Source organism: Lysobacter antibioticus, assembly GCF_000731095.1.
Classification (GTDB): domain Bacteria; phylum Pseudomonadota; class Gammaproteobacteria; order Xanthomonadales; family Xanthomonadaceae; genus Lysobacter; species Lysobacter antibioticus_B.
Window position 1 is genome coordinate 1 of the sequence record NZ_JMTZ01000062.1, and the last position, 24077, is coordinate 24077.

The 24077-nt window shown below is 68.7% G+C and carries 20 protein-coding genes and 1 pseudogene; 12 read left to right on the forward strand and 9 right to left on the reverse strand.

The window, feature by feature from the left end; genetic code table 11:
- Positions 1 to 247: 247 nt before the first annotated feature.
- Positions 248 to 1684 carry an MFS transporter gene (locus EX88_RS0116925; RefSeq protein ID WP_081931128.1) on the reverse strand — a complete coding sequence of 479 codons (1437 nt, stop codon included), beginning with the start codon at positions 1682 to 1684 and terminating at the stop codon, positions 248 to 250.
- Positions 1681 to 2676 (reverse strand): NADP-dependent oxidoreductase, encoded by a 996-nt coding sequence (locus EX88_RS0116930; RefSeq protein WP_051885231.1) that lies wholly within the window; start codon positions 2674 to 2676, stop codon positions 1681 to 1683. The genes EX88_RS0116925 and EX88_RS0116930 overlap by 4 nt, the downstream gene beginning before the upstream one ends.
- A 71-nt stretch (positions 2677 to 2747) precedes the next feature.
- Between EX88_RS0116930 and soxR the strand changes: the two genes are divergently transcribed.
- From soxR to EX88_RS0116950, 4 genes are all read left to right on the forward strand, one after another.
- Positions 2748 to 3227 (forward strand): redox-sensitive transcriptional activator SoxR, encoded by a 480-nt coding sequence (gene soxR / locus EX88_RS0116935; RefSeq protein WP_051885232.1) that lies wholly within the window; start codon positions 2748 to 2750, stop codon positions 3225 to 3227.
- An 88-nt stretch (positions 3228 to 3315) separates the two neighbouring features.
- Positions 3316 to 3825 carry a DUF1993 domain-containing protein gene (locus EX88_RS0116940; protein ID WP_031373179.1) on the forward strand — a complete coding sequence of 170 codons (510 nt, stop codon included), beginning with the start codon at positions 3316 to 3318 and terminating at the stop codon, positions 3823 to 3825.
- 565 nt (positions 3826 to 4390) lie between these two features.
- Positions 4391 to 4948 carry an Ig-like domain-containing protein gene (locus EX88_RS0116945; RefSeq protein WP_031373180.1) on the forward strand — a complete coding sequence of 186 codons (558 nt, stop codon included), beginning with the start codon at positions 4391 to 4393 and terminating at the stop codon, positions 4946 to 4948.
- A gap of 642 nt (positions 4949 to 5590) precedes the next feature.
- Positions 5591 to 5881, forward strand: a complete 291-nt coding sequence (locus EX88_RS0116950) for a DUF6916 family protein (protein ID WP_031373181.1) — start codon at positions 5591 to 5593, stop codon at positions 5879 to 5881.
- Positions 5882 to 5997: 116 nt separating this feature from the next.
- Here the strand turns inward: EX88_RS0116950 and EX88_RS0116955 are convergent, their stop codons facing one another.
- From EX88_RS0116955 to EX88_RS0116970, 4 genes are all read right to left on the reverse strand, one after another.
- Complete coding sequence (locus EX88_RS0116955) at positions 5998 to 6504, reverse strand: GNAT family N-acetyltransferase (RefSeq protein ID WP_235186330.1); 507 nt, start codon at positions 6502 to 6504, stop codon at positions 5998 to 6000.
- Between the two features lie 98 nt (positions 6505 to 6602).
- Positions 6603 to 7133 (reverse strand): phage tail protein, encoded by a 531-nt coding sequence (locus tag EX88_RS0116960; protein WP_031373183.1) that lies wholly within the window; start codon positions 7131 to 7133, stop codon positions 6603 to 6605.
- A gap of 31 nt (positions 7134 to 7164) precedes the next feature.
- Positions 7165 to 7695, reverse strand: coding sequence for a phage tail protein (locus EX88_RS0116965; RefSeq protein ID WP_031373184.1), 531 nt, complete (start codon positions 7693 to 7695; stop codon positions 7165 to 7167).
- A 63-nt stretch (positions 7696 to 7758) separates the two neighbouring features.
- Entirely contained in the window at positions 7759 to 8289 is a 531-nt protein-coding gene (locus EX88_RS0116970; protein ID WP_031373185.1) for a phage tail protein, read from the reverse strand.
- A gap of 725 nt (positions 8290 to 9014) precedes the next feature.
- Between EX88_RS0116970 and EX88_RS24700 the strand changes: the two are divergent.
- The 3 genes and pseudogenes from EX88_RS24700 to EX88_RS0116990 all read left to right on the forward strand — a co-directional run.
- Positions 9015 to 11654: pseudogene (locus EX88_RS24700) on the forward strand (beta strand repeat-containing protein); the annotation flags it as partial.
- Positions 11655 to 11757: 103 nt separating this feature from the next.
- Entirely contained in the window at positions 11758 to 15324 is a 3567-nt protein-coding gene (locus EX88_RS24705; protein ID WP_051885234.1) for an autotransporter domain-containing protein, read from the forward strand.
- A gap of 351 nt (positions 15325 to 15675) precedes the next feature.
- A complete protein-coding gene (locus EX88_RS0116990) occupies positions 15676 to 16326 on the forward strand; it encodes a hypothetical protein (RefSeq protein WP_051885237.1) in 651 nt (216 codons plus the stop codon).
- Positions 16327 to 16462: 136 nt separating this feature from the next.
- On the opposite strand, the gene EX88_RS0116995 is transcribed toward EX88_RS0116990, so the two are convergent.
- Positions 16463 to 16774 (reverse strand): HPF/RaiA family ribosome-associated protein, encoded by a 312-nt coding sequence (locus EX88_RS0116995; protein WP_031373189.1) that lies wholly within the window; start codon positions 16772 to 16774, stop codon positions 16463 to 16465.
- A gap of 207 nt (positions 16775 to 16981) precedes the next feature.
- Here EX88_RS0116995 and EX88_RS0117000 point away from each other — a divergent pair, with 207 nt between their 5' ends.
- From EX88_RS0117000 to EX88_RS0117015, 4 genes are all read left to right on the forward strand, one after another.
- Positions 16982 to 17722 carry a sulfurtransferase gene (locus EX88_RS0117000; RefSeq protein ID WP_031373190.1) on the forward strand — a complete coding sequence of 247 codons (741 nt, stop codon included), beginning with the start codon at positions 16982 to 16984 and terminating at the stop codon, positions 17720 to 17722.
- A gap of 184 nt (positions 17723 to 17906) precedes the next feature.
- A complete protein-coding gene (locus EX88_RS0117005; RefSeq protein ID WP_031373191.1) occupies positions 17907 to 18536 on the forward strand; it encodes a hypothetical protein in 630 nt (209 codons plus the stop codon).
- Positions 18537 to 18620: 84 nt separating this feature from the next.
- Positions 18621 to 18983 carry a hypothetical protein gene (locus tag EX88_RS0117010; RefSeq protein WP_031373192.1) on the forward strand — a complete coding sequence of 121 codons (363 nt, stop codon included), beginning with the start codon at positions 18621 to 18623 and terminating at the stop codon, positions 18981 to 18983.
- Positions 18984 to 19013: 30 nt separating this feature from the next.
- Positions 19014 to 19442 carry a hypothetical protein gene (locus EX88_RS0117015; RefSeq protein WP_031373193.1) on the forward strand — a complete coding sequence of 143 codons (429 nt, stop codon included), beginning with the start codon at positions 19014 to 19016 and terminating at the stop codon, positions 19440 to 19442.
- Positions 19443 to 19491: 49 nt separating this feature from the next.
- Here the strand turns inward: EX88_RS0117015 and EX88_RS0117020 are convergent, their stop codons facing one another.
- A complete protein-coding gene (locus tag EX88_RS0117020; RefSeq protein WP_031373194.1) occupies positions 19492 to 20775 on the reverse strand; it encodes a TIGR03862 family flavoprotein in 1284 nt (427 codons plus the stop codon).
- A 140-nt stretch (positions 20776 to 20915) separates the two neighbouring features.
- Between EX88_RS0117020 and EX88_RS0117025 the strand changes: the two genes are divergently transcribed.
- A complete protein-coding gene (locus EX88_RS0117025) occupies positions 20916 to 22634 on the forward strand; it encodes a serine hydrolase (RefSeq protein ID WP_081931130.1) in 1719 nt (572 codons plus the stop codon).
- Between the two features lie 337 nt (positions 22635 to 22971).
- Here EX88_RS0117025 and EX88_RS0117030 read toward each other — a convergent pair whose 3' ends face one another.
- Positions 22972 to 23904, reverse strand: coding sequence for an alpha/beta hydrolase (locus EX88_RS0117030; RefSeq protein WP_031373196.1), 933 nt, complete (start codon positions 23902 to 23904; stop codon positions 22972 to 22974).
- Positions 23905 to 24077: the final 173 nt, after the last annotated feature.

Below are 24077 nucleotides of genomic sequence, written 5' to 3' on the forward strand. Positions count from 1 at the left end.
CAACGGCAACGGCAACGGCAACGGCAACGGCAACGGCAACGGCAACGGCAACGGCGTCGTGGTTGAGACAGATATCCATCCCGGCCGGTGATACTGGCCGAACCAACGCGGTCGCGGCTCGCGCCGCTCCTGCGCTGGCGAAAGTGCGCCGCTTCGATGGGCGACATCTGCCTTGCTGACTCAACGCGTCCCGTGGTCGCGGCTCACGCCGCTCCTGCAGGGGGATTCGCCATGGACCCGACCCGATTCACAGCGCCGCCCTGGCCACCCGCACCCGCGCCGCCAGCACCAAGCCCAACAAGGCCAAACCGAGCGCAATGCCGAACCCGCACAGATAGGCCAGGGTATGCGAGCGCGTCATCAGTGCCGCGAACAGCGAACCGCCGACCGCCAGCGCAGTGGCGGTGAAGATCGCATCGCCGAGATGCAGCGCCGAGGAGTTCACGCCCTGCTGTTCGGGCGGCGACAGCTCGAGCATCAACACCGACAGAGTCGGGTAGATCATGCCCATGCCGAGGCCGGCGATGATCCAGCCGGCGACGCCGAGCGCGAGCGGCGCCTGCGTCCATACCAATGCCGCGATCGCGATCACGCCGAGCGCGACCATCGCCATGCCGGCCTGCAGGAAGCGCTGCGGCGCCGCCGCGACCGCGGTGCGTCCGCGATACCAGGAGCCGCTCGACCAGCCGACCGCGCCCAGGGTCAACACCAGCCCGGCCCAGGTCGGCGATAGCCCGCGTTCCTGCGACAGCAACAGTGGGATATAGGCCTCGGTGAGGAAGAACGCGCCCGCGCCGATGCCGCGCAGGGAGACCACCGTCGGCAGGCCGCGTGCGGCGCGCAGGGCGCCGCGCGGCAGCAAGCGCGATGCCGCCAATGCCAGCGCAGCGAGCGCAGGGACCAGCACCGCCCAGGCCAGCCAGCCGCGTTGCTGGCCGCCGTAGTGCAGGGCGAGCAAGCTGGCCGTGGTCAACAGCGCCCACAGCAGACGTGTACGTTGATCGTTGCCGGCATCGGCGCCGCCGGCGGTCGGGCCGAGCTTGCGCAGCGACGGCAGCACCAGCCACGCCGCCAACACCGCGACGATCGGCACCGACAGGAACACCCAGCGCCAGCCGGCGTGCTCGACGATCGCGCCGCTGATCGCCGGGCCGACCACCGCCGGCACCACCCAGGCCGCGGCGAACGCGGCGAAGATCCTGACCCGCAGTTGCGGCGGATAGACCCGGCCGACCACCACGTACAGGGCGACCGAGATCAATCCGCCGCCGAAGCCCTGGATGACGCGGCCGGCGATCAGCCAGCCCATCGACGGCGCCAGTCCGGCTGCGATCAAACCCAGGGCGAACCAGACGATGCCCTGGCGCAACGGGGCGACCGGCCCGCGCGCATCGGCCCAACGGCCGGCCGCGACCATGCCGACCACGCTCGCCGCGAGGGTGCCGCCGAACGCGAGCGCATACAGCGCCAGGCCGTCGAGCGCGCGGGCGACGGTCGGCATCGCCGTGGTCACCGCCAGGGCTTCGAAGGCGACCAAGGCCACCAGCGCGACCGCGCCGATGGTCAGGCTGCGGTAACGCGGCGCGTACAGACTTTCCGGAACCGCAGCCGCTTGGTCGTGAGTCGGCGCCAGGCCGAGGCCGGCATCGGCGAGCGGGCGTTCGAGTGCGCTGGCGTCGTTCATGCGCTGTGCTTCGTCTCTATCGCTTCGTAGACCATCAACACGACCTTGCCGCGGCCGTGACCGCGTTCGACCGCGCGATGCGCTTCGGCGGCGCGGGTCAGCGGGAACATTTCGCGCACATGCACCAGCAGGCCGTGGCGCACGTGCATGGCCATCAGCTCGCGCAGATGCGCGCGGCTGCGTTGGCTGCGCAAGGTGCGCAGGCCGAGACGCCGGGCCTGGTCGGAATCGCACAAGGTAGCGATGCGCGAGGGCGCGGCGCCGAGCGCCAGCCAGCCCTCGTGGACTTCGCTGCCGAGCGCGTCGAAGATCGCATCGACGCCCTGCGGCGCGAGCGCGCGGGTCTGTTCGATGCCTTCGCGGTCGTCGAGCACCGGTTGCGCGCCGAGCGAGCGCAGATAATCGTGATCGTTGGCGGCGGCGCTGCCGATCACCTGCGCGCCCCAGGCCCGGGCCAGTTGCACCGCGACGCTGCCGATGCCGCTGGCGGCGCCATGGATCAGCACGGTGTGGCCGTGTTCTACGCCGAGCACGCGCAAGGCGCCGAGCGCGCTTTGGCCGGTCGAGGGCAGGGCGCCGGCGACCGCCCAGGACATCGTCTCGGGCTTGTGCACCACTTGTTCGGCCGGCACGGTCAGCACTTCGGCATAACTCATCGCCACGGCCCAGCCGAGCACTTCGTCGCCGACTTCGAGGTCGCGTACGCCGGCGCCGACCTGGTCGACGATGCCGGCGAACTCGTTGCCCAGGCGGCGCGGAAACGCGTGCCCGGCATCGGCGGCGCCGATGCCGCGGCGCAGGGCGATGTCGCTGGGACGCACGCCGGCCGCGCGGACGCGGATCCGCACCTCGCCGGGGCCGGCCTGCGGCATCGGCAGTTCGATGGCGTGCAGGACTTCGGGCGCGCCATAACGGTCGAATACCACCGCCTTGACCTGCGGCGGGACGGGCAGGGACGTCGTGGTGCGTTCGTAAGCGTGGGTGGGGGCCATGGCTTGACGTCGAAATGAGACCGAGCGCAGCATAGAACCTCAATATAAGTTGAGGTCAATAGCCGATGAGTATGACGATGGAGCTGACCGTGGGCCAGGTCGCGGAGCGCTCGGGCGTGGCGGTGTCGGCCTTGCACTTCTACGAGTCGAAGGGCCTGATCCACAGCCTGCGCACGGCCGGCAACCAGCGCCGCTACAGCCGCGACACCTTGCGCCGCATCGCCATCATCCGCGTCGCCCAGCGCGTCGGCATGCCCCTGGCGACCATCCGCGAGGCGCTGGACACCTTGCCGGACTCGCGCGTGCCGACCCGCAGCGACTGGTCGCGCTTGTCGGCGACGTGGAAGGACGAGCTCGAGCAGCGCATCGCCAACCTGACCTTGATGCGCGACACCCTCGACCAGTGCATCGGCTGCGGCTGCCTGTCGATCGACCGTTGCCGGCTGGCCAACCCCGACGATACCTGGGGCGACCAGGGGGCGGGCGCTCAGCGTTGGGCGGCGGCCTTGCAGCAGGTCAAACCGCGCCGCCGCGCCAAGTCGCCGGCGTGATGCCTGCGCCTGCCGCCTCGGCGCGGCAGGGCAGCGGACACGCCGCCGTCGTACCATGGCGGCTTTCCCCTGCACGAATCCCGCCACCATGCCCATTTCGATGTATTCCGCGTCCGTCCCGGTGCTCAAGCAGTTGCTCGGCAGCCTGGCCGAGATCCTGGCCCGTACCGAAGCCCATGCGACCGAGCAAAAGATCGACCACGACGCCTACCTGCAGGCGCGTCTGTTCCCTGACATGTTCCCCTTGTTGCGCCAGGTCCAGATCGCCTGCGACTTCGCCAAGGGCGTGAGCGCGCGCCTGGCCGACGTCGAAGTGCCGGTCTACGACGACAAGGAACGCAGCTTCGCCGAACTGCAGGCTCTGATCGCCAAGACCATCGCCTTCGTCGACGGCCTCGAGCCGGCCCTGTTCGAAGGCGCCGAAGACCGCGAAGTGGTGCTGCGTGCGGGCACGCCGAAGGAACGCCGCTTCGGCGGGCACGACTATCTGGTGCACTACGGCCTGCCGCAGTTCTTCTTCCACGTCACCACCACCTACGCGATCCTGCGCGGCCACGGCGTCAACATCGGCAAGCGCGATTTCATGGGGAAATATTGAGGCGAACCGCATGGCCTAGCGCGCGATAGCGCCGGTCATGCATAAGTTAGGCATCGCCGTCCATGGTTCGACCCTCGAAGGCCCGCATCCGCGGGCCTTCGTCGTTTGCGATCCAATCGCCTTGGGGATGGCTTCATAGGGTAGGAGCGGCGCAAGCCGCGACCGCGTTGTCGCACGCGCGAACGTCTTGGCGAACAAGCGCGAAATCGCAGCGTCTGCGACGAGGGTGTGGATTATCAGACAGGCCGTATCGCACGACGCTCTCCCGGTCGTTACACGGCCGTCGAAAACCCCGTTGTTCGCGAACCGGAGCGAAGCTCTCCGGCCTGGGTGCGTCGCCACGGATCAACGAAATTCCACTCGCGTCTTCTACCGTCTCGGCCTCTGCGACGCCTGCCTGCGATCATGCTTTCCCGGTGGCGACAGGAGGTCGCAAGCGGGTCCGGACAGGGCGATGCAGGAGAAGGATCCCCGGTCGCCATAGCGATCGAACATCGATCCAGCGCAGGCAGGCGCGGTCCGGAACAGACGATAGATCCGTTTCCATTCAGACCAAGGAGTAGGCATGTTGTGCAAGAGTATCCAGGGGCCCGTCGTACTGTGCCTGACGCTGCTCGCGAGCAGTGCCGGTGCGTTCGGCGCCCCGAGTTCGAGTTCCAACCACGGCTTTGCGCGCGACGCGCACAGCGAAACTTTCATGTCCAAGCGCAGCGATGAGCTGCGTCCGTCGACGCCGATGTTCACCCAAGCCGGCTTCGGTCACGCCGGCGGCCGTCATCCGATGGTCCTCGTCGAAGACAGCGTGCGCGGCTTCAAGCGTTACGAGCCGCTGGCCGCATCCGATCTGGTCACCAACAGCGTCGACGGCGCGACCTCGACGGTCGCCTTGCGCGGTTCGATCGGCAGCGGCGCCTCGTTGAGCTACAGCATCGTCGAGGCACCGAGGCACGGTGCGGTGAGCTTGCAGGACGGTCAGGCGACCTATACGCCCGATCCGGATTTCGAAGGGGTCGATACCTACACCTATCGCGTCCATGCCGGCGATGCCAGCGTCGATGCAGTGGTGGCGGTGACCTCGATCCGCGGCCGGGTACTGCCGCCGAGCGCAGCCGCGGCCTTGTAGGCGCGGCGGCCGGGTTTTGCCGCTGTCGCGACCGACCTCGCGGCGGCGACGCAGGTACCCCCAGAAGGGGTAGGGGACGGTTTCCCGCGCCACGCGCGAAAGCCGACAACGCAGCCTCCAGGCCTACGTCCGCGCAGATAGCGCGGCGGGTCCGCCGATCACCGCGTCGTGGTGGTGACGGCAGGGGCGCGTCTTCCCCGGTGTCGACCGGTCCGCGGCGTCCGCCGGCTTCGAGCCAGGCGGGCGCCGCGGCCGGCACGGACCGCACTGTTTGGAATCTTTCATCTCCGTCAGTGATGAAAGCAGGGACGGGCAGGGATTGCCCGCGCTGTCGGCGGCTCCGGCCGTCGTCCGCCGCGAACTGGGATCGCGGCGGCGCGTCCGGAGCCGGCGGCGGTGGTCATCGGTTGCTCCTGGCCCGGCCTCGCCGGCCAGGGGGAACGATGTCCCGCTTGCCGCCTTGCCGGCCGATCTCTCGGCTGCGCGTTTGCCGGCGTGCTTCGGCTGCGAGCCGGGCGCCGCGGACGCCGGAAGGTGACTGCGGCTCGCATGCAGCCGCGAATCCGTCGCAAAACCGACGACAGGACTTGCATCGGACGCCGGACACGACGACGATGCGGCCTCGGCTTGGGGAGGCCTGCGATGGAACTATTGACGCTGGAACACTTCGCTGCGCATGTGAACGAGACCTACTCGGCGCAGCTCAACGACAACGAAGTGCCGTTCGTGCTGGTCGAGGCGCGGGCGCTGAGCACGCGTCCGCAGCAAGGCGAACGTGCGCCGTTCTCGCTGCTGTTCCGCAACGGCTCGGCCTTCCTGTTTCCGCAGCAGATCTATGTGATGCGCCACGACTCCATCGGCGAAGTCGGCATCTTTCTGGTGCCGGTCGCGCGCGAGCGCGAAGGCTTTTTGTACCAGGCGATCTTCAACTGAGGCTATCGCAGCGGGGCCGGGTTTCGGCCGGTTCGCGCGCCGCGGTTCGTTCCAGAGTTTCGACGAGTCCGCGCCGCGTGCCGTGCGGCCGGTTAGCGGTTCTGTGATGGGCCGCTTCAGCCCTGAGGCGGCGTCCAACGCATCATGATGTGGGTCGGCAGGGCTTCGACGACGCGGAAGCCGAGGCGGTCGTACAGCCGTTGCGCCGCGGTATTGGCGGACTCGACGTGCAGGCGCATGCCGCGCCCGAGCGCGGCGGCTTCCTGTTGCGCCATCGCGATCAGCGCACCGCCGAGGCCTTGTCCGCAAGTCGCCGGCGCCAGACTGATGTCGACCAACAAGTGCTCGCGCGCCTCGCGTAACAGATACAAGCGTCCGACCGGGCGGCCGGCCTGTTCGACGATCAGGAACTCGGCTTCGCCGTAGTGGCGCAGGTAGTGCACGTGCTGGAGCATGAACTGCTGGTCGAGAAAGGCGTGCAGGGCCGATTGCGGCCAGCCCAACTCGGCGAACTCCGGCGCCCGCAGATCGCGATACAGCAATCGCAGCCAATCGATGTCCCCGCCGCGCGCCGCGCGCAGGCCGATCCCGCGCCCGGCCAGCGACGCGGGTAGGGGCCCCATGCCGCTGCGTTCCTGCGGGAACGACAGCGGCGCGGCGGAGTGCATGACGTTCAAGCGATTTGCACGGGATTCAAGCGATTTTCCTGAGGTTTAACCGATCAGGGGAACGACGGGAAGATGCCCTGCAGAGCGATGCAGAAGTTCATCGCCAGGTAGGGCTGCCGGTTCTCGTGCGGCTGGCCGCCGCCCGTGGGGCCGATCATGGTCGGCGGGAACGGCGAATCGGTGCTGCCCGCGGCGGTAAAGGCCGCAGCCAACGGAGTGCCCAGCGCGTTGCCGTTGGCCGGCGCCGACTGTCGCTTGCTCGCGTCGTTCTGGCCGTAGATTTGCGCTGCGTGGGTATGCGCTGGCATCTCCTGGGTGGTCAGGGTGACGCTGTTGGAGCCGAAGTTCTCGCCGATCTGGTGCGGGGTGAGTCCCGGTCCCTGGCCTTGGTTGCAGCCGGTGCGGTTGACGAAGTTCGGCAGTTGGAAGGTGGTGGTGCCGTTGCCGCCGTACTGGGTGCCCAGCAATGAGAACAACGCGGTGTTCTGCTGGATCGCCAGGGTCGCGCCGTTGCAGAACGCCCAACCGCGCGGAGCGAAGTTGAAGCCGAAGATCTGGATCTGGCCGATGAAAGGTTCGGTCATGGTGATGTCCTCTTGAATGCGATCGGCGAGATCACTGCTGCTGCGGGAAGATCCCGGCCCAGGCGATGCAGTACTGCACCGTCAAGGTCGGCATCTGGTTGGCGTGCGGCTGGGTGTTGCCGGCCGGCGTTACTGCGCTGGCAGCCTGCGGGATCGGCGGCAGGCCGGTGATGTCGGTCAGGTACATGGTGTCGCCGGACAAGGCGCCGGGCTGCACGTTCACGGCCGGCTTGTTCGAGGTGGCCAGCGAAGTGGTCGCGAACATGGTGTGAGTGTGCGCGGGCATCTGGTTGCCGATCAGGGTGACGCTTTCGGTGCCGCTGGCCTGGCCGATGACGTAGTTGCTCAGGCCCGTGCCTGTGCCGGTGTGGACCGGTGCGCGGCCGCGCAGGTCGGGCAGCGCGAAGGTGCTCTGGCCGTCGCCGCCGTAGGTCGTGCCGATCAGGGTGAACAAGACCTCGTACTCGGAGATCGGTTGCAGGCTGCCGTCGCAGGCAAACCAACCGTTAGGGGTGCGGCCGAAGCCGAATAGACGGATTTCTCCGACGAAGGGTTCGCTCATGATGTGTACTCCGGAACGGAATGCGATGAAAGGCGCCGAAAGGCGCCGGCTTGACCGGCCGCGTCAGTTGCGCGATGGGTAAATGCCGCTCAGAGCAATGCAGAAGTTGATCGCCAGGTAGGGCTGCAGATTGGTATGCGGTTGCGTGCCGCCGGCCGGGCCGAGCACGGCTGGCGACAAGGCCACCTGCGGGCCGCCGACGTCGGCGTACAGCGGGATCGTGCAGTTGCCGTACAAACCAGCGCGTGGGTTACGCGTGTCGGCATTGGTGCTGGTGCCGACCAGGCCGTGGTTGTGCGCCGGCAACTGCGTCGTCAGCAGGGTGACGTTCTCGACGCCGCCGGTTTCGCCCAACTGATAGGCGGTCGGGTTCCAGCCGCCGTCGACGGACTGGCCGAACCCGACCGGCGTGCGGCTGCGCAGGTCCGGCAACTGGAAGGTGGTCTGGCCGTTGCCGCCGTAGGTCGTGCCCAGCAGCGAGAACAAGGCCTGGTTCTGTGCGATCGGCAATGTTTGGCCGGCGCAGAACGCGAAACCCTTCGGGGCGAAATTGAACCCCACCGTGATGATCTGTCCCAGGAATACTTCTGTCATCTCTTCCCCCAGAGGATGTCGTCCGGACCCCGTGCGAGCCCGGACTGCGTACCGGAGACCCCGCTCGCACGGCCCGCCCGCGCACGGCGGAGGGGGCCGATCCGAGCGGATCCGGCATGGCGCCGGAGCGCCATGACTTTCCTTAACGCAATGCCGCGGCGAAAGCGGCCGGTCCCGCCGCCGATTTGCGTACTAGATCAAGGATAGGGGTGCGCCGAGGCAGTTCGGCGCGTGGGACCAGACCAGGTCGAACAGGCGGAACGTCGAGGGCGGCAGCGGAGGAACCGCGCCCCATCGGCGTCAGGGGATCGGAAATCATGCATCTGCACAGGGCACGTCGCGCGGGCATCTCGAATGTCGGGCGTCAGGGAAGCTACCTGCAACTGGGGCTGGGCCTGCTCCTGCTGTGCCTGGTGGGGCTGTGGTCCACGATGGCGGTCGCCGCGCCGTCGCCGCATTGCGGGCCGTTCAACATCTCCGTGGCTCATGGCGGCTCGCACACCATCGATGCCAGCGCCTGCGACGGCCCGGACAACTTGGGCATCGGCACCGTCGAGACCCTCCCAACGAACGGCACGGCGACGGTCAATCAGCTCGCTCAGACGGTGACCTACGTTCATAACGGCAATACGGCGACCAGCGACACCTTCGTATTCGACGACGGCCTCAACAACGACGTCACCGTCAACGTCACCATCGGCGCGCCGACCTCGCCGATCATCGTCAGCCCGGCCTCGATCTCGCCGGTGCTGGGCGTGCCCTTCAGCCAGGCGCTGAGCGCGACCGGCGGCGTCGCGCCCTACAGCTTCGTGCATACCAGCGGCACCTTGCCGACCGGCCTGACCTTCTCGGGCGGTGCGTTCGGGGGCACCCCGACCCAGCGCGGCAGCTTCGCGGTCAACATCACCGTGACCGATTCGAGCACGCCGACGCCGCTGACCACGGTCAAGTCGTATGCGATCGTCATTCCGATCGTGGCGCCGGTGATTTCGCCGACGACCCTGCCGGCGATGGCGGTCGGCATTCCGTACAACACGAGTTTGAGCAGCACCGGCGGCGTTGCGCCGTACATCTATTCGGTGCAGGCCGCACCTAACCTGCTGCCGCCGGGCTTGAGCCTGAGCAGCGGCGGCGTGATCAGCGGCACCCCGACCACCACCGGCACCTACACCTTCCGCATCCTGTCCGAGGACAGCAGCGGTTCGCAGGACGGCTCGGACAATATCGGCAACCGGCTTTACACTGTCACCGTCACGGCGGCGCCGGTCATCGTGGTCGACCCGGCCACGATTCCGGGCGCGACCGTCGGTGTCGCCTACAGTCAGACCTTCACCGCCAGCGGCGGCACTTCGCCGTACACCTTCGCGATCTCGGCGGGCGCCTTGCCGGCCGGCCTGACGCTGGCGAGCGGCGGCGGCCTGACCGGCACGCCGACTGCGGCGGGCACCTTCAACTTCACCGTGCGCGCGACCGATGCCAATACTTTCACCGGCACTCGCGCCTACACCCTGACCGTTGCCGCGCCGACGACCTCGATCGCACCGACGACCTTGCCCAACGGCACCGTCGCGGCGGCCTACAGCCAGTCCATCACTGCCAGCGGCGGCATCGCGCCGTACACCTACGCGATCACCGCCGGCGCCTTGCCGGCCGGCCTGAGCCTGGCCAGCAACGGCACGCTCAGCGGCACGCCGACCGCGGGCGGCAGTTTCAACTTCACCGTCACCGCGACCGGCAGCAGCACCGGCACCGGTGCCCCGCATACCGGTTCGCGCGCCTACACCTTGGTCATCGCCCCGCCGACGATCGCCCTGCCGGCGACGACTTTGGCCAACGGCACGGTCGCGGTGGCCTACAGCGCCACTCTTAATCCCGCCAGCGGCGGCACCGCGCCGTACACGTATGCGGTGACCGCCGGCGCGCTGCCGCCCGGCATCAGCCTGAGCAGCGCCGGCGTGTTGTCGGGTACGCCCACTGCGGCTGGCACCTTCAACTTCGCCGTGACCGCGACCGACAGCAGCACCGGCACCGGCGCGTACAGTTCGGCACCGCGTGGCTACTCGCTGCAGATCATCAACATCCCGCCGGTCGCCAATCCGGTCTCGGCCACCGTTGCCTACGACAGCGGCGCCAACCCGATCACTTTGAACATCACCGGTGGCGTGCCGACCTCGGTGGCCATCGGTACGGCGCCGCTGCACGGCACCGCGATCGCCAGCGGCACCACGATCACCTACCAGCCGACCGCGGGTTATGCCGGGCCGGACAGCTTCACCTACACCGCGAGCAACGGCGCCGGTACCTCGGCACCGGCGACGGTCACCATCACGGTGAGTCCGCCGACGATCACCGTGGCCGCTTCCGGTCCGTTCACCGCGCAGGTTGGCGTCGCCTACAGTCAGACCTTCACTTGGTCCGGCGGCACTCAGCCGTTCAGCGGTTACAACGTGACCGGCCTGCCGGCCGGCCTGAGCATCACCGGCACCACCGCCAACAGCGTGACCGTCAGCGGCACGGCGACTGTGGCCGGTACTTTCCCGCTCAATGCCAGCGCGACCGACAGCAGCACCGGCGACGGTCCGTTTACCGTCGGCCAGGCCTTCTCCCTGTCGGTGAGTGCGCCGACCCTGAGCATGACCCCGGCCGCCGGCACGCTGAGCGCGACCTACGCCATCGCTTATAGCCAGACCTTCGTCGCCAGCGGCGGCACCCCGACCTACGCGTACAGCGTTTCGGCGGGCGCCTTGCCCGCAGGTTTGAGCCTGGACGGCGGCACCGGCGTGTTGTCGGGGACGCCGACCGTGACCGGTTTGTTCACCTTCTCGGTCCGCGCCGTCGACAGTTCCACCGGTGCCGGCGCGCCGTTCGCGCGCACCCAGAACTACGTGTTGCAGGTCGCTGCGCCGACCATCGTGATCGCGCCGGCGACGTTGCCGGGCGCACAGACCGGCGTGAGCTACAACGAAGCGCTGAGCGCGAGCGGCGGCATCGGTCCGTACACCTTCGCGGTGACCGCCGGTGCCTTGCCGGCCGGCATCAGCCTGAGTTCGAGCGGCACGATCGCCGGCACGCCGACCGCAGGCGGTAGCTTCAACTTCACGGCCACCGCGACCGACGCCAACGGCCAGACCGGTTCGCGCGCCTACGCGCTGACCGTCGCGGCGGCGACCATCAGCGTTGCGCCGACGACGCTGCCGGCGGGCGGTGTAGCCCAGGTCTACAGCCAGACCCTGACCGCGTCCGGCGGCACGCCCGGCTACAGCTTCGCGATCACCGCGGGCGCCTTGCCGGCCGGCCTCAGCCTGGCCAGCAACGGCACGCTCAGCGGCACGCCGACCGCGGGCGGCAGTTTCAACTTCACCGTCGCTCAGCGGCACGCCGACCGCGGGCGGCAGTTTCAACTTCACCGTCACCGCGACCGACAGCAGCAGCGGCAGCGGTCCGTACACTGGCTCGCGTGCCTACACCTTGAGCATCGGCGCCTCGACCGTGGTGTTGCCGCCGACCTCGTTCGCCGGCCCGACCGTCGGATCGCCCTATAGCGCCAACATCAATGGGGCCACCGGCGGCACTTCGCCCTACAGCTATGCCGTGGCTTCCGGCGCGCTGCCGCCCGGCATGAGCTTCAGCAGCGCCGGCGTGATCAGCGGCACGCCGACGGCACCGGGCACGTTCAACTTCAGCGCGACCGCGACCGACAGCAGCACCGGTACCGGTCCTTACACGTCGGCGCCGCAGAGCTATTCGCTGACGGTCGCCGACATCGCGCCGGTCGCCAATCCGGTTTCGGCCACGGTGGCCTACGGCAGCGGCGCCAATCCGATCACCCTCAACATCACCGGCGGCATCCCGGCTTCGGTCGCGATCGCGGCGGCGCCGGCGCATGGCACGGCCATCGCCAGCGGCACTACGATCACCTACCAGCCGACTGCGGGGTATGCGGGCAGCGACAGCTTCACCTACACCGCGACCAATGTCGCCGGCACTTCGGCGCCGGCCACGGTCACCATCACGGTGAGCAACCCGACGATCACGGTGACCGCGGGCGGCCCGCTGACCGCGCAAGTCGGCGCCGCCTATACCCAGACCTTCACCTGGGCCGGCGGCACCTCGCCGTACAGCGGCTACAACGTCGCCGGTCTGCCGGCGGGCCTGAGCATCACCGGTACCACCGCCGACAGCGTCACCGTCAGCGGCACGCCGACCGCGGCGGGCAGCTTCAGCCTCAACGCCAGCGCGACCGACAGCAGCACCGGCAACGGTCCGTTCACCCAGGGCCAGGTGTTCACCTTGACGGTCGGCGCGCCGACTCTGGCGATGACCCCGGCTGCGGGCAACCTGCCGATGAACTACGGCGTCGCCACCACCATCAACTTCGCCGCGAGCGGCGGCTCGGCGCCCTACAGCTTCAGCCTCGTCGCCGGCTCGCTGCCTGTCGGCGTGAGCTTCAGTTCGGCCGGCGTGCTCAGCGGTACGCCGACAGTGCCGGGTAATTACAACGTCGCCGTCCGCGTGCAGGACAGCAGCACCGGCACCGGTGCGCCGTTCGCCCTGCAGCAGAACTACACCATCGTGGTCGCCACCCCGAGCATCATCCTGGATCCGCCGACCTTGCCCAATGGCACCGCCGGCACCGCCTACAACACGACCATCACCGCCACCGGCGGCGTCGCACCGTACAGCTTCTCGCTGCTCAGCGGCGCCTTGCCGATCGGCATGAGCTTCTCCTCGGGCGGCACGCTGTCCGGCGTGCCGCGTTCGGACGGCAATTTCAGCGTGACTGTGCAGGGCACCGACAGCAACGGCCAGACCGGCTCGCGGGTGTACACCTTCACCATCGACCCGGCCACCGTGGTGATCTCGCCGGCGACCTTGCCGGGCGGCACCGTCGGCGTGGCCTACAACCAGAGCCTGAGCAGCAGCGGCGGCATCGCGCCGTACACCTACGCGATCGTCTCGGGCAACCTGCCTATCGGCCTGTCCTTCAGCTCCGCCGGCGTGTACAGCGGCACCCCGACCACGGCCGGCAGCTACACCGCCACCATCCGTTCCACCGACGACGCCGGCTACAACACCACGGTGCCGCTGACGATCGTGATCGTCGACGCGGTGCCGGTCGCGGTCGACGACAGCGCCACGACGATGTCGAACCAGGCGGTGACGATCCCGGTCACGGCCAACGACACCGGCATCATCGCCAGCGTCGCGGTCGCCTCGGCGCCGAGCCACGGCACTGCAGTGGTCAGCGGCCTGGATGTGGTCTACACGCCGAGCAGCAACTACTTCGGTAGCGACAGCTTCACCTACACCGCCAGCGGCCCGGGCGGCACCTCGGCGCCGGCCACGGTGACGATCACCGTCAACGCGTTGCCGGTGCCGCAAGGCCAGCCGCAAACGGCGACGATCCTGTCGACGCAGACCGCGACCATCGACGCGGCCGCCGGCGCCACCGGCAGCCCGTTCACCGGCGTGACCCTGCTGAGCCCGCCGTCGTCGGGTACGGCCGTGGTTACCGGCACCCAGATCGTCTACACCCCGGCGGCCAACACCGTCGGTCCGATCGCCCTGGTGTATACGCTCAACAACGCCTTCGGCCCGTCCGCGCCGATCACCTCGACGATCACCGTCAATGCGGTGCCGGTCGCGCAATCGCGTCGCGTCCGCACCATCGCGGGCGCCGCGGTCACGGTCGACCTCACCGCGGGCGCCACCGGCGGTCCGTTCACCGCGGCCACCCTGGTGTCGTTGACCCCGGCGTCGTCCGGCAGCGCCGCCATCAGCGGTTCCGGCGGCGTGTACACCTTGCGCTATACGCCGGTGATCGGCTTCTCCGGCGTCGCGGTGGCGAGCTTCACCCTCAACAACGCCCATGCGACCTCGGCGGTGGCGACCATCGAAATCGAAGTCGCGCCGCGCAGCGATCCGTCGAAGGACGCCGAAGTGCTCGGCGTGCTCAACGCCCAGGCTTCGGCCACGCGCCGTTTCGCCAACTCGCAGATCGGCAACTTCCAGCAGCGCATGCAGGGCATGCACGAGGGCGGCAGCGACGGCGCACGCTTCGACAATGGCCTGAGCTTCTCGATCGACCAACGTTGCCGCGACGAAGCGCGGCGCACGCCGGGCAGCGATTGCCGCCAGCCCCTGCTCGGCGACGAGCAGGCCGCGATCGAGCCCAAGCCGCCGGTCGAAGGCAGCGGTACCCGCTACGGCATCTGGACCGGCGGTTCGATCAACACCGGCAACCGCGACGGACGCGGCGGCGGCTCGGCCGGCTTCGACTTCGAGACCAGCGGCATCAGCGCCGGCGCCGACTACCGCCTGCGCGACGATTTCGCCCTCGGCGGCGGCATCGGCTACGGCCGCGACGACACCGACGTCGGTCAGCGCGGCAGCCGCAGCAAGGCCAAGAGCTACAGCGCGGTGTTGTACGCCAGCTACCACCCGGGCGAGAGCTTCTATCTCGACGGCCTGCTCGGCTATCAGTGGCTGTCGTTCGATACCCGCCGCTATGTCACCGACACCGGCGGCATGGTCCGCGGCGACCGCGACGGCACCCAGTGGTTCGCCTCGGTCTCGGCCGGCATGGACTACCAGCGCGACCGTCTGCACGTCTCGCCGTACGCCCGCCTCGACGTCGCTCGCGCCCGCCTGGACGGCTACACCGAACAGGGCGACGCGTCGTACTCGTTGACCTATCAGGGCATGGACGTCGATACCACCACGACCAGCCTCGGCGTGCGTCTGGACTACCGTTATCCGGTGCGCCTGGGCACGTTCTCGCCGATGGTCCTGCTGGAGTACCAGCACGACTTCCAGGACGAGAGCTTCGCGACGATGAGCTATGCCGACATGGTCGGTGGTCCGTTCTTCCGCGCCCGCCTCGAAGGCCTGGACCGCAACCGCTTCGTGTTCGGCATCGGCGCGGTCTTGCAGACCGAGCGCGACCTGGTTCTGCGCTTCGAGTATCGCGGCCTGTTCGGCAGCGGCAACGACGACGACAACAGCTTCATGATCAACATCGAGAAGAAGTACTGATCGCCCCTGGCGCGGCTCCGGCCGCGCCAGACGGGCAGGGCCCGAAACACCCGGTTTTGCCGGGTGTTTCTTTTCAAGGGCTCTGCAAGCGAACCGCCGGCGAAGACCGGCATCCAGGACCTCCCACCCGTCGTTCCCGCGCAGGGGGTACGAAACCTCCCACCCGTCATCCCCGCAAAGGCCGAATACGGGACTACCCGGCCGTCATCCCCGCGAAGGCGGGGATCCAGGGCTTCATCCCGACAGAACCCGAAGTCTCGGCAACCCCGCCACCGGCGAGCCGCCATGCCGCGTCCACGGCAACATGCCAAGATGCCGCCATCGCCCCTGCGTAACCTTGCCGCGATGCCGATGTCGTTCGCCGAATCCAGACCCAGCCTGCCCGAGACGCTGCTCGCGGCACTGCCGCTGCAGCTTCCGCCCGAGCAACGCGCTGCGCTCGAAGCCGCGTATGCGACGCCGGCGCGCGCCTATCACAACATCGGCCATGTCGCCGAAGTGCTGCGCCATTACCTCGACGTCGCCGCCGGCCCGGGCTGGCGGCAGCCGCGCGAGGTCGCGTTGGCGGTGCTGTATCACGATGCGATCTACGAGGCAGGGCAGCGCGACAACGAGGCGCGTTCGGCCGTGCTCGCACGCGAACACATCGCGCGTTGGTGGGCGGAGGCCGGCCTCGACGCCGACCGCGTCGCCGAACTGATCGATCTGACCGCGCGCCACGGCGCCATCGCCCGCGACCAGGTGGATGAGGAGACGCGCCTGTTTCTCGACGGCGACATGGCCATCCTCGGCGCCGAACCGGCGGTGTTCGACGCCTACGATCGCGGCATCGCCTCGGAATACCGCGGCCATGTGCCGGGGCCCTTGTTCCGGCTGAATCGCCGCCGTTTTCTCAAGGGGCTGCTCAAGCGCGAGCGGATCTTCCTCAGCGATTACTACCACGCCCGTTACGACGCGGCGGCCCGCAACAACCTGCGCCGGGCGATCACCACCAAACGTTGAGCGGGCAGGGCAGGGATGCCGCTGCACCCGCGCGCCTGGTTCTCCTCGAAAAACTAAGGGCCGCCGCATCGCTGCGGCAGCCCTCGTGTTCGAGCGCCGGCGGTCCTCGCCGCCGGACGGGTTGGTTTCGTTTATGTCAGCTGGACAACCGGCCCAGCGAGCTGTCGAGCACGCGTTGCAGCTTGCGCGCCGCGCCGCTGATCGCTCCGCGCATGGTGTCGGCGTCTTCGGTCGCGGCCACCGGCGGGCGGCCCTCCAGACGCGCTTCCATGGTGCAATGTTTGTCGCCGCCGCCGGCCTTGGCGCCGTTGACGTCGCGCAGGTGGACTTCGACCCGGGTGACCTGGTCGCGGAACCGCGACAGGCTGTGGTCGACCACGCCTTCGACGTGCTGGGCAAGCGACTGATCGCCGCGGAGATGGTGGTCGGTGTTGAGCTGTACCTTCATGCAAACGCCTCCTGATGGAGCAGTTGAGAGGGCAACGCCGCCGCCCTTGCGGCGGCGTTTCACGCGGTCCGGGCCTGCTTGGCCGTCTTGTCTGGGCCGCGCAATTGATGGGACCGCGGTTTCCGCGGAAGGTTCGCGGCTCGGTTCAGGTCCGGCCCAGGGGCCGCATGTCAGGCTCGCGGAGGCGCCGCGCGGTAGAATGGCGGCATGATCGTCAATATCGCCGCCTACCATTTCGCCGTTATCGACGACCCGCCGCAGCTAGCCACCTGGGTCCGTGAACAGGCCGAAGCCGGCGAGCTGCGCGGCACCGTGCTGGTTGCGGGCGAGGGCATCAACCTGTTCCTGGCCGGCGCCGCTGCGCCGATCGAGGCGCTGCTCGACGGCCTGCGCGCCGACCCGCGCTTTGCCGGTCTGGTCGTCAAGTACAGCCACAGCCGCAGCCAGCCGTTCGCCCGGCTCAAGGTCAAGCTGAAGAAGGAAATCATCGCCTTCCGCCGCGATAAGTCCTCGCCCTTGCACGAGCGCGCACCAACCGTGACGCCGGACACGCTTGCGCATTGGCTCGATCGCGGTCACGACGACGACGGCCGCCGGGTCGTATTGCTGGACACGCGCAACCGCGAAGAAGTCGATTACGGCAGCTTCGCCGACGCGCTGACCTTGCCGATCGACAATTTCACCGAACTGCCCGAGGCCTTGGCGCCGCACCGCGAGGCCTTGGCCGATGCGACCGTGGTCAGCTTCTGCACCGGCGGTATCCGCTGCGAAAAGGCCGCTTTGTGGCTGCGCGCCGACGGCATGGACAATCTGCTCCAGCTCGACGGCGGCATCCTCGGTTACTTCGAGCAGGTCGGCGGCCGTCATTACCAGGGCCGCTGTTTCGTGTTCGATGAACGCGTGGCGCTCGATCCGGCGCTGCAGCCCCTGCACGATGCGGCTGCCTGAGCGCAGCCCACGGCCCGCGCGGCCTTACGAACTATTAACGGCCAACGGTTAGGCTGCGCGTTCGCGCCGCGCCGGCACTTCGTGCGGGCTTCCCCCAGCGACGCGACACGGGCCTGCGTCGGCATTGCCGACGCATCCGCGACCTGCAGCAACCGAATCCAGGATTTTGCACAGAGGACCCCTGATGAACCGACGTCTGTTCCCCGCTTTGTCGACGCTCGCGCTCGCCGTCGTGGCGCTCGCCGCATGCGATCAAAGCGCGCCGGTCAACACTGCTGCCCCGCAGGAAACCACCGCGGCCCTGCCGCAGGCGCCGCAGGCGGTGCCCGACCCGAACGCCGAACCGGTCTCGCGCGCGGCCCCGCCGATGCTGCCGCCGGTCGCCCTGGGCACGTTCGAGCCCGGCAACCCGGTCGCCCAGGCGACCACCGGCAAACTCACCATCGACGATCTCGAACTCAAGGGCGAGAACGGTTCGCTGTACAAGACCGAACGCGTCGCGCTGGTGCGCGGCGGCGACCAATACACCGCCGGCGAAACCTACGGCGCGATCATGCAGGTCGAAGCCAGCCAGCCGATCGAGCTGCGCCGCGTGATCGAGCAGGTGCCGCCGAAGGAAACCCCGGGCAACGCGTTCTGCGGCACCACCCCGACTGGTTTCATCGCGCTGGCCAAAGTCACCGAAAGCACCGGCGACGTGGTCAAGCTGATCGCGCTGCAGGGCAGCAACGTACCGGCCGCGACCGCCGAAGGCGTGGGCCTGTGCGCCTCGATGTTCTACATGGGCAAGGCGAGCGAGAAGCCGGCGGCCTGAGCACCGGCGCGGCCGCGCCGGTGGTTTGCGCACGCTGATGAGCCATCACCGACAGGAGAGGCCTGACGGCCTTGGGAGATAACGATGGACCGTTGTCGTGCGCTCGCGGCAGCGCTGGTTGTTGCCGGTCTGCTCCAGACCGGTCCCGTACCGGCAACCGAAAGCGTGCCGGAGAAGGACGTCGTCGTTACCAAGTCCAGTTTCAAAGGTATCTGGCCGCTGCCCTACGAGAGGGCGACGCTGACCTGCCGCCCCAGAGGGTATGCGAATACGATGACCACGCCTGAGGGGAAGTTCGCCCTCAACGAGGCGGCCAAGGCGGAAGGATTTCCGGAGTTGAACACCTTGCACCTGAAGGGCCGGCAGGCATCCGACAGCAAGAGCGGTTTGGACAAGCTCGCCAAGGCGGCGGACGAGTTCTGCACGAGGAGCTGGTCGCGTTCTTGAGGGCGCGCCAGGCCGACAAGGGAGTGCTCGATGCCGGACTCGGCCGACAAACAGGCGCTGTTGATCGGGTTGAAGCAGCACCTGGCAGCGGAAATACGCCGCATCCAGGCCAGGCTCGAAATCCAGGACAACTCGCAGGACAGAATTCATTTATCCGATTGCACGGATAACCTGCGTTCGCTCGAGCGTGCGCAGACCCCGGAGTCGTCGATTCTGGTGATCGAAATCGAAGAGAGCGAGTTCTATCTGGATCGGCTGAGCGACACCCGGAACTACCTGGACCTGGTGGCCAAGGTGCCTTATCCGCTGTCGGGAACAGCACTGATCGGAGGCCGCGAGTACCGATTGTCGAAGCACTCGCAGTGGCACGAGAGCGTAGGCCCGGGTACGGAATTCAACGGCGCTTCGAGGCGCGACGAGCGCTGGACGAGCCGCTTGGTCGTCAGGTCGAAGCTCTGACGGGCCCGGCAGTTCCTCGATCGCTGGTCGCCGCGCCGCCTCGCGCGGCTCAGTCGCCCACGACTCCAAGCAGATGCCGCGCCGCGGCGCGGCCGGCGATCAAGCCGCTCGCGAAGCAGGCGGTCAGCAGGTAGCCGCCGGTCGGGGCTTCCCAATCGAGCATTTCGCCGGCGCAGAAGATCGCCGGCTTCGATGCTTCCAGGGTGGAATCGCCTTCGGCCGGCGCAAGCAGACGCAGTTGCGAATCCAAGGCTTCCAGCCGCACGCCGCCGGCGCTGCTGATCACTTCGGCGATCGGGCGCGCGCGCAACAGACGCAGCGGCAAGCGTTTGATCGTCTGCGCGACGACGGCCGGGTCGTTGAGGCCATCCTTGCCCAATACCTCGAACACCAGCGCGGCCTTGACCCCATCCAGGCCAGTCTGGCGCCGCAGATGCTCGCCGACGCTGCGGCCGCGGCGCGGCTGGGCGAAATCGCGTTGCAGGCGATCGAGTTCGCGACCGGGCGCCAGGTCCAGGCGCAACACCGTTTCGCCGTGCGCGGCGATGCGGTCGCGCAGGCCCGCCGACAAGGCATAGATCAGGCTGCCTTCGATGCCGGTCGCGGTGATCACGCATTCGCCCTGCAAGCTGTGTTCGCCGGCTTCGTCGTGCCAATGCGCGATCACCGGCTTGAGCGGTGCGCCGGCATGGCGGCTGGCGAAATGTGGGCTCCAGCCGATGTCGAAGCCGCAGTTCGAGGGTTGCAGCGGGGCGACGTCGATGCCGCGTTCGCTCAGCCACGGCGCCCAGGCGCCGTCGGAACCGAGTTCGGGCCAACTACCGCCGCCGAGCGCCAGCACCGTCGCCGCGGCTTGCACCCGCGACTCGCCCTCGGGCGTGGCGAAACGCAGGGCGCCGTCCTCGCTCCAGCCGATCCAGCGGTGATGGACATGAAAGCGCACGCCGTCCTCGCGCAACCTGCGCACCCAGCCGCGCAGCAGCGGCGCGGCCTTGCGGTCCATCGGGAACACTCGCCCGGAGGTGCCGACATAGGTGTCCACGCCGAAGCCGCGCGCCCATTCGCGCAAGGCTTCGCCGTCGAATTGATCGAGCCAGCGGCCGACCGCCTCGCTGCGCGCGCCGTAGCGGCGGTCGAAGGCCGGACGCGGTTCGCCGTGGGTGAGGTTGAGCCCGCCCTTGCCGGCGATCAGGAACTTGCGCCCGACCGAGCCCATGGCGTCGAACAGGTCCACCTCGACGCCCAGAGCGCGCGCGGTCTGCGCGGCCATCAGGCCGGCAGGGCCGCCGCCGATCACGACCAGGCCGGGCAGGGTGCTTGCGTTGACGGACATGGGCGGTAAGGCACGGCGGCGCGGTAGCGGCCGGCCATTATGCCGCCGCGGCGTGCGGGCCGCGCCCACGCACGACTTCCGACCTCTGGCGCCCGCCGCGACGATCGCCGAGAGTGGGCGTTTTTCCGGGAAGGACAACGATGCGAGCCAACGACTGGAAGGCGCACGGCGCCGGTCTGCTGTTGTGCGTGAGCGCCGCCGGTGCGGCCGCGCAGGCGCCCGAAGCGGCGGCCGCGGCCGCGGCGCCGGCGCTGCCCGAGCAGTTGCAGGATTTCGACGCCTACGTCGAAGCGGTGCGCAAGCAGTTCGAGGTGCCCGGCATCGCGGTGGCGATCGTCAAGGACGGCCAGGTCGTGCTCGAACGCGGCTACGGTCTGCGCGAGATCGGCAAGCCCGAGCCGGTCGACGCCCACACCCTGTTCGCCATCGCCTCCAATACCAAGGCCTTCACCGCCGCCGCGCTGTCGATGCTCGCCGACGAAGGCAAGCTCAGCCTCGACGACCGGGTGATCGACCGCTTGCCCTGGTTCCGCATGGCCGACCCCTACGTGACCCGCGAGATGCGCCTGCGCGATCTGCTCGCCCACCGCAGCGGCCTGGGCCTCGGCGCCGGCGACCTGCTGTATTGGCCGGGCACCGACTACAGCAACGAGGAAGTCGCCCGCCGTCTTGCCGAAGTGCCTCTTAGCGGCGGCTTCCGCGGCCAGTACGCCTACGACAACATCCTCTACGGCGTCGCCCAACTGGTGATCGAGAAGGTCAGCGGCCAGAGCTATCGCGACTTCCTTGCCCAGCGCATCTTCGCCCCGCTCGGCATGGACGAGACGCGCTACAACAGCGACGCCCTGCGCAGCGGCGACGCGGTCGCCAGCGGCCATTCCAAGGCCGATTTCAAGGATCTGCAGACCGCGCCGCGCATGACCTGGGCCAATGTCGCCGGCGCCGGAGGCCTGTACTCGAGCGTGCACGACATGAGCAAGTGGATGCGCGTGCAGCTCGACGGCGGGGTCTACGGGCGCGACGGCGACCAGGAGCGTCGCTTGTTCAGCGCCAAGCGCCAGCAGGCGATGTGGTCGGTGGTCACGCCGATGCCGATCGCCGAACCCTCGGTGCCGGAACTGGCGCCGGCGAAGCCGAATTTCGCCGGTTACGGCGAAGGCTGGCAGTTGACCGATTACCGCGGGCGCAAGTTGGTCTGGCATACCGGCGGCTGGCCCGGCATGGTCTCGCGGGTGACCCTGGTGCCGGAGCAAAAACTCGGAGTGGTGGTGCTGACCAACGCCGAACTCGGCGGCGCCTTCCAGGCGGTGACCATGCGCGCGCTCGATGCCTACCTGGGCGCGGGCAAGACCGACTGGAACGCGGCCTATGCCGCGGCCCTGGCCAAGAGCCGCAGCAAGGCCGACGACGACTGGAGCAAGCACGTCGCCGCGCGCGATGCGAACTCGAAGCCGTCGCTGCCGTTGCAGGCCTATGCCGGCACCTATCGCGACCCGTGGTACGGCGACGTCTTCGTCGAAGCGGCCGGCAACGGCCAATGGCGGCTGCGCTTCGGCCGCAGCAAGGATCTGGTCGGCGAACTCAGCCACTGGCAGCACGACACCTTCATCGTCCGCTGGAATCAGCGTTGGCTCAACGCCGATGCCTTCGTCAACTTCGCCCTGACCCCCGACGGCAAGGTGCGCGAAGTGCGGATGGAGGCGATCTCGCCGCTGACCGACTTCAGCTTCGACTTCCAGGACCTGCGCCTGGCGCCGGTGGCCGCCGCGGAAAAGGACACGGCTCCGCCTGCCCCTGCGCCTGCGGCGAAGGGCGCCCCGGTCAAGGCCGGCCCGGCCGCGGGCAAGCGCGAGGGTTGAGCGAAGCGACGACGTCATCGGAGCCACGGACGCCGCACGCAGCCGTCATGGCCTACCAAGCCTGTGCGACGCTCCAGGTAAAGCGGGAGTGGGTCGCGATCCGACGACCGGCAGTGTTTTCCTGGCCGGGCGAGGTAGGGGGGCGGCGATCCTGTCTCGTTGTTAGCTAGGACTGGGTACCCGGTCGTCCCCGCCTGCATGTCTCCAGGATGCCGGCGGCAGCTTGTGGCGCATAGGGACCGTGCCCATTGCGTCACTTAAGGCCCTGCATCGCTGTGTCCCGCGATGCAGGGCCTTCTTCATTGCGCGGCCGGATTGCGCAGGGCCGGCGCCGTCCTCAGGCGAACGCGGCGCGCAAGGCCGCCGCGGCTTGCTCCAGGGCCGCATCGGCGTCGTCGTTCTTGCCTTGCTGCAACAGGAAGCCGTGGATCTGCCCGTCCCAGCGCTGCAGGCGCGTGGGCACGCCGGCCTCGGACAGCGCCTGCGCATAGGCCTCGGCCTCGTCGCGCAGCACGTCGTACTCGGCGCTGAATACGGTCGCGTCGGCGAGACCGCGCAGATCCTGCGAACGCAGTGGCGAGGCACGCGGATCGGCCGGGTCGGCATCGGCAAGGTACTGGCGCCAGTACCAATGCATCATCGGCGCGCTGAGGAAATAGCCTTCGGCGAACTCGCGATAGGACGGCCGGTCGCAAGCGGTGTCGAGCACCGGATACAACAACAACTGATGGCGCAAACGCAGCCCGTCGCGCGAGGCACGCTGCGCGAGCGCGGCGGCGAAATTGCCGCCGGAGCTGTCGCCGGCGACGGCGATGCGTTCGTCGTCGCCGCCGATCGCGGCCGCCTGACCATACGCCCACAGCAAGGCGGCATGAGCGTCGTCGAGCCCGGCCGGAAACGGCGCCTCGGGAGCGAGACGGTAGTCGACCGAGATCACCAGGGTGCGCGCCAACGCGGCCAAGGTGCGGCACAGGCCGTCGGTGGTGTCGGGGCTGCCGAGGACGAAGCCGCCACCGTGCAGGTATAAGGTCATCGGCCATCGCGGCGGATCGGACGCCACGCGCTCAGGGCGGTACAGACGTACCGGGATGGAGCCGCTGGGGCCCGTGATCGCATGCTCCTCGATCCGTACGTCGGCGCGCGGCGGCGCGGACGGAGCGGGCAAGACGAAATCGGCGCGCAGTCGGGCGGCCTCGAGGCGCTCGAAGTCGAGTGCCGGGCCATCGGCATAGGCATCGATCATGGCGCGGGCTTGTGGGTGCAGAGGCATGGCGGTTCCGAAACGGGGAAGGTCCGCGCAAGCTACGCGCGCCGCAATCGGCGATAAACGCTGCAGCAATCCGGACATATCGGAACGAGGCGCCGTAATCGCGGGGCGGGCTTGGGGCGCTGCCGCCGCGGCTGTCTGTGTGACCACGGCGTTTGTCCCGAGGCGGGGCGAAC

Excerpts from the sequence above, each read along its gene's own strand:
- EX88_RS0116925 (WP_081931128.1), bottom strand. The coding sequence starts at position 1,684 with ATGAACGACGCCAGCGCACTCGAACGCCCGCTCGCCGATGCCGGCCTC.
- EX88_RS0116930 (WP_051885231.1), bottom strand. The coding sequence starts at position 2,676 with ATGGCCCCCACCCACGCTTACGAACGCACCACGACGTCCCTGCCCGTC.
- soxR (WP_051885232.1), top strand. The coding sequence starts at position 2,748 with ATGACGATGGAGCTGACCGTGGGCCAGGTCGCGGAGCGCTCGGGCGTG.
- EX88_RS0116940 (WP_031373179.1), top strand. The coding sequence starts at position 3,316 with ATGCCCATTTCGATGTATTCCGCGTCCGTCCCGGTGCTCAAGCAGTTG.
- EX88_RS0116945 (WP_031373180.1), top strand. The coding sequence starts at position 4,391 with ATGTTGTGCAAGAGTATCCAGGGGCCCGTCGTACTGTGCCTGACGCTG.
- EX88_RS0116950 (WP_031373181.1), top strand. The coding sequence starts at position 5,591 with ATGGAACTATTGACGCTGGAACACTTCGCTGCGCATGTGAACGAGACC.
- EX88_RS0116955 (WP_235186330.1), bottom strand. The coding sequence starts at position 6,504 with ATGGGGCCCCTACCCGCGTCGCTGGCCGGGCGCGGGATCGGCCTGCGC.
- EX88_RS0116960 (WP_031373183.1), bottom strand. The coding sequence starts at position 7,133 with ATGACCGAACCTTTCATCGGCCAGATCCAGATCTTCGGCTTCAACTTC.
- EX88_RS0116965 (WP_031373184.1), bottom strand. The coding sequence starts at position 7,695 with ATGAGCGAACCCTTCGTCGGAGAAATCCGTCTATTCGGCTTCGGCCGC.
- EX88_RS0116970 (WP_031373185.1), bottom strand. The coding sequence starts at position 8,289 with ATGACAGAAGTATTCCTGGGACAGATCATCACGGTGGGGTTCAATTTC.
- EX88_RS0116990 (WP_051885237.1), top strand. The coding sequence starts at position 15,676 with ATGTCGTTCGCCGAATCCAGACCCAGCCTGCCCGAGACGCTGCTCGCG.
- EX88_RS0116995 (WP_031373189.1), bottom strand. The coding sequence starts at position 16,774 with ATGAAGGTACAGCTCAACACCGACCACCATCTCCGCGGCGATCAGTCG.
- EX88_RS0117000 (WP_031373190.1), top strand. The coding sequence starts at position 16,982 with ATGATCGTCAATATCGCCGCCTACCATTTCGCCGTTATCGACGACCCG.
- EX88_RS0117005 (WP_031373191.1), top strand. The coding sequence starts at position 17,907 with ATGAACCGACGTCTGTTCCCCGCTTTGTCGACGCTCGCGCTCGCCGTC.
- EX88_RS0117010 (WP_031373192.1), top strand. The coding sequence starts at position 18,621 with ATGGACCGTTGTCGTGCGCTCGCGGCAGCGCTGGTTGTTGCCGGTCTG.
- EX88_RS0117015 (WP_031373193.1), top strand. The coding sequence starts at position 19,014 with ATGCCGGACTCGGCCGACAAACAGGCGCTGTTGATCGGGTTGAAGCAG.
- EX88_RS0117020 (WP_031373194.1), bottom strand. The coding sequence starts at position 20,775 with ATGTCCGTCAACGCAAGCACCCTGCCCGGCCTGGTCGTGATCGGCGGC.
- EX88_RS0117025 (WP_081931130.1), top strand. The coding sequence starts at position 20,916 with ATGCGAGCCAACGACTGGAAGGCGCACGGCGCCGGTCTGCTGTTGTGC.
- EX88_RS0117030 (WP_031373196.1), bottom strand. The coding sequence starts at position 23,904 with ATGCCTCTGCACCCACAAGCCCGCGCCATGATCGATGCCTATGCCGAT.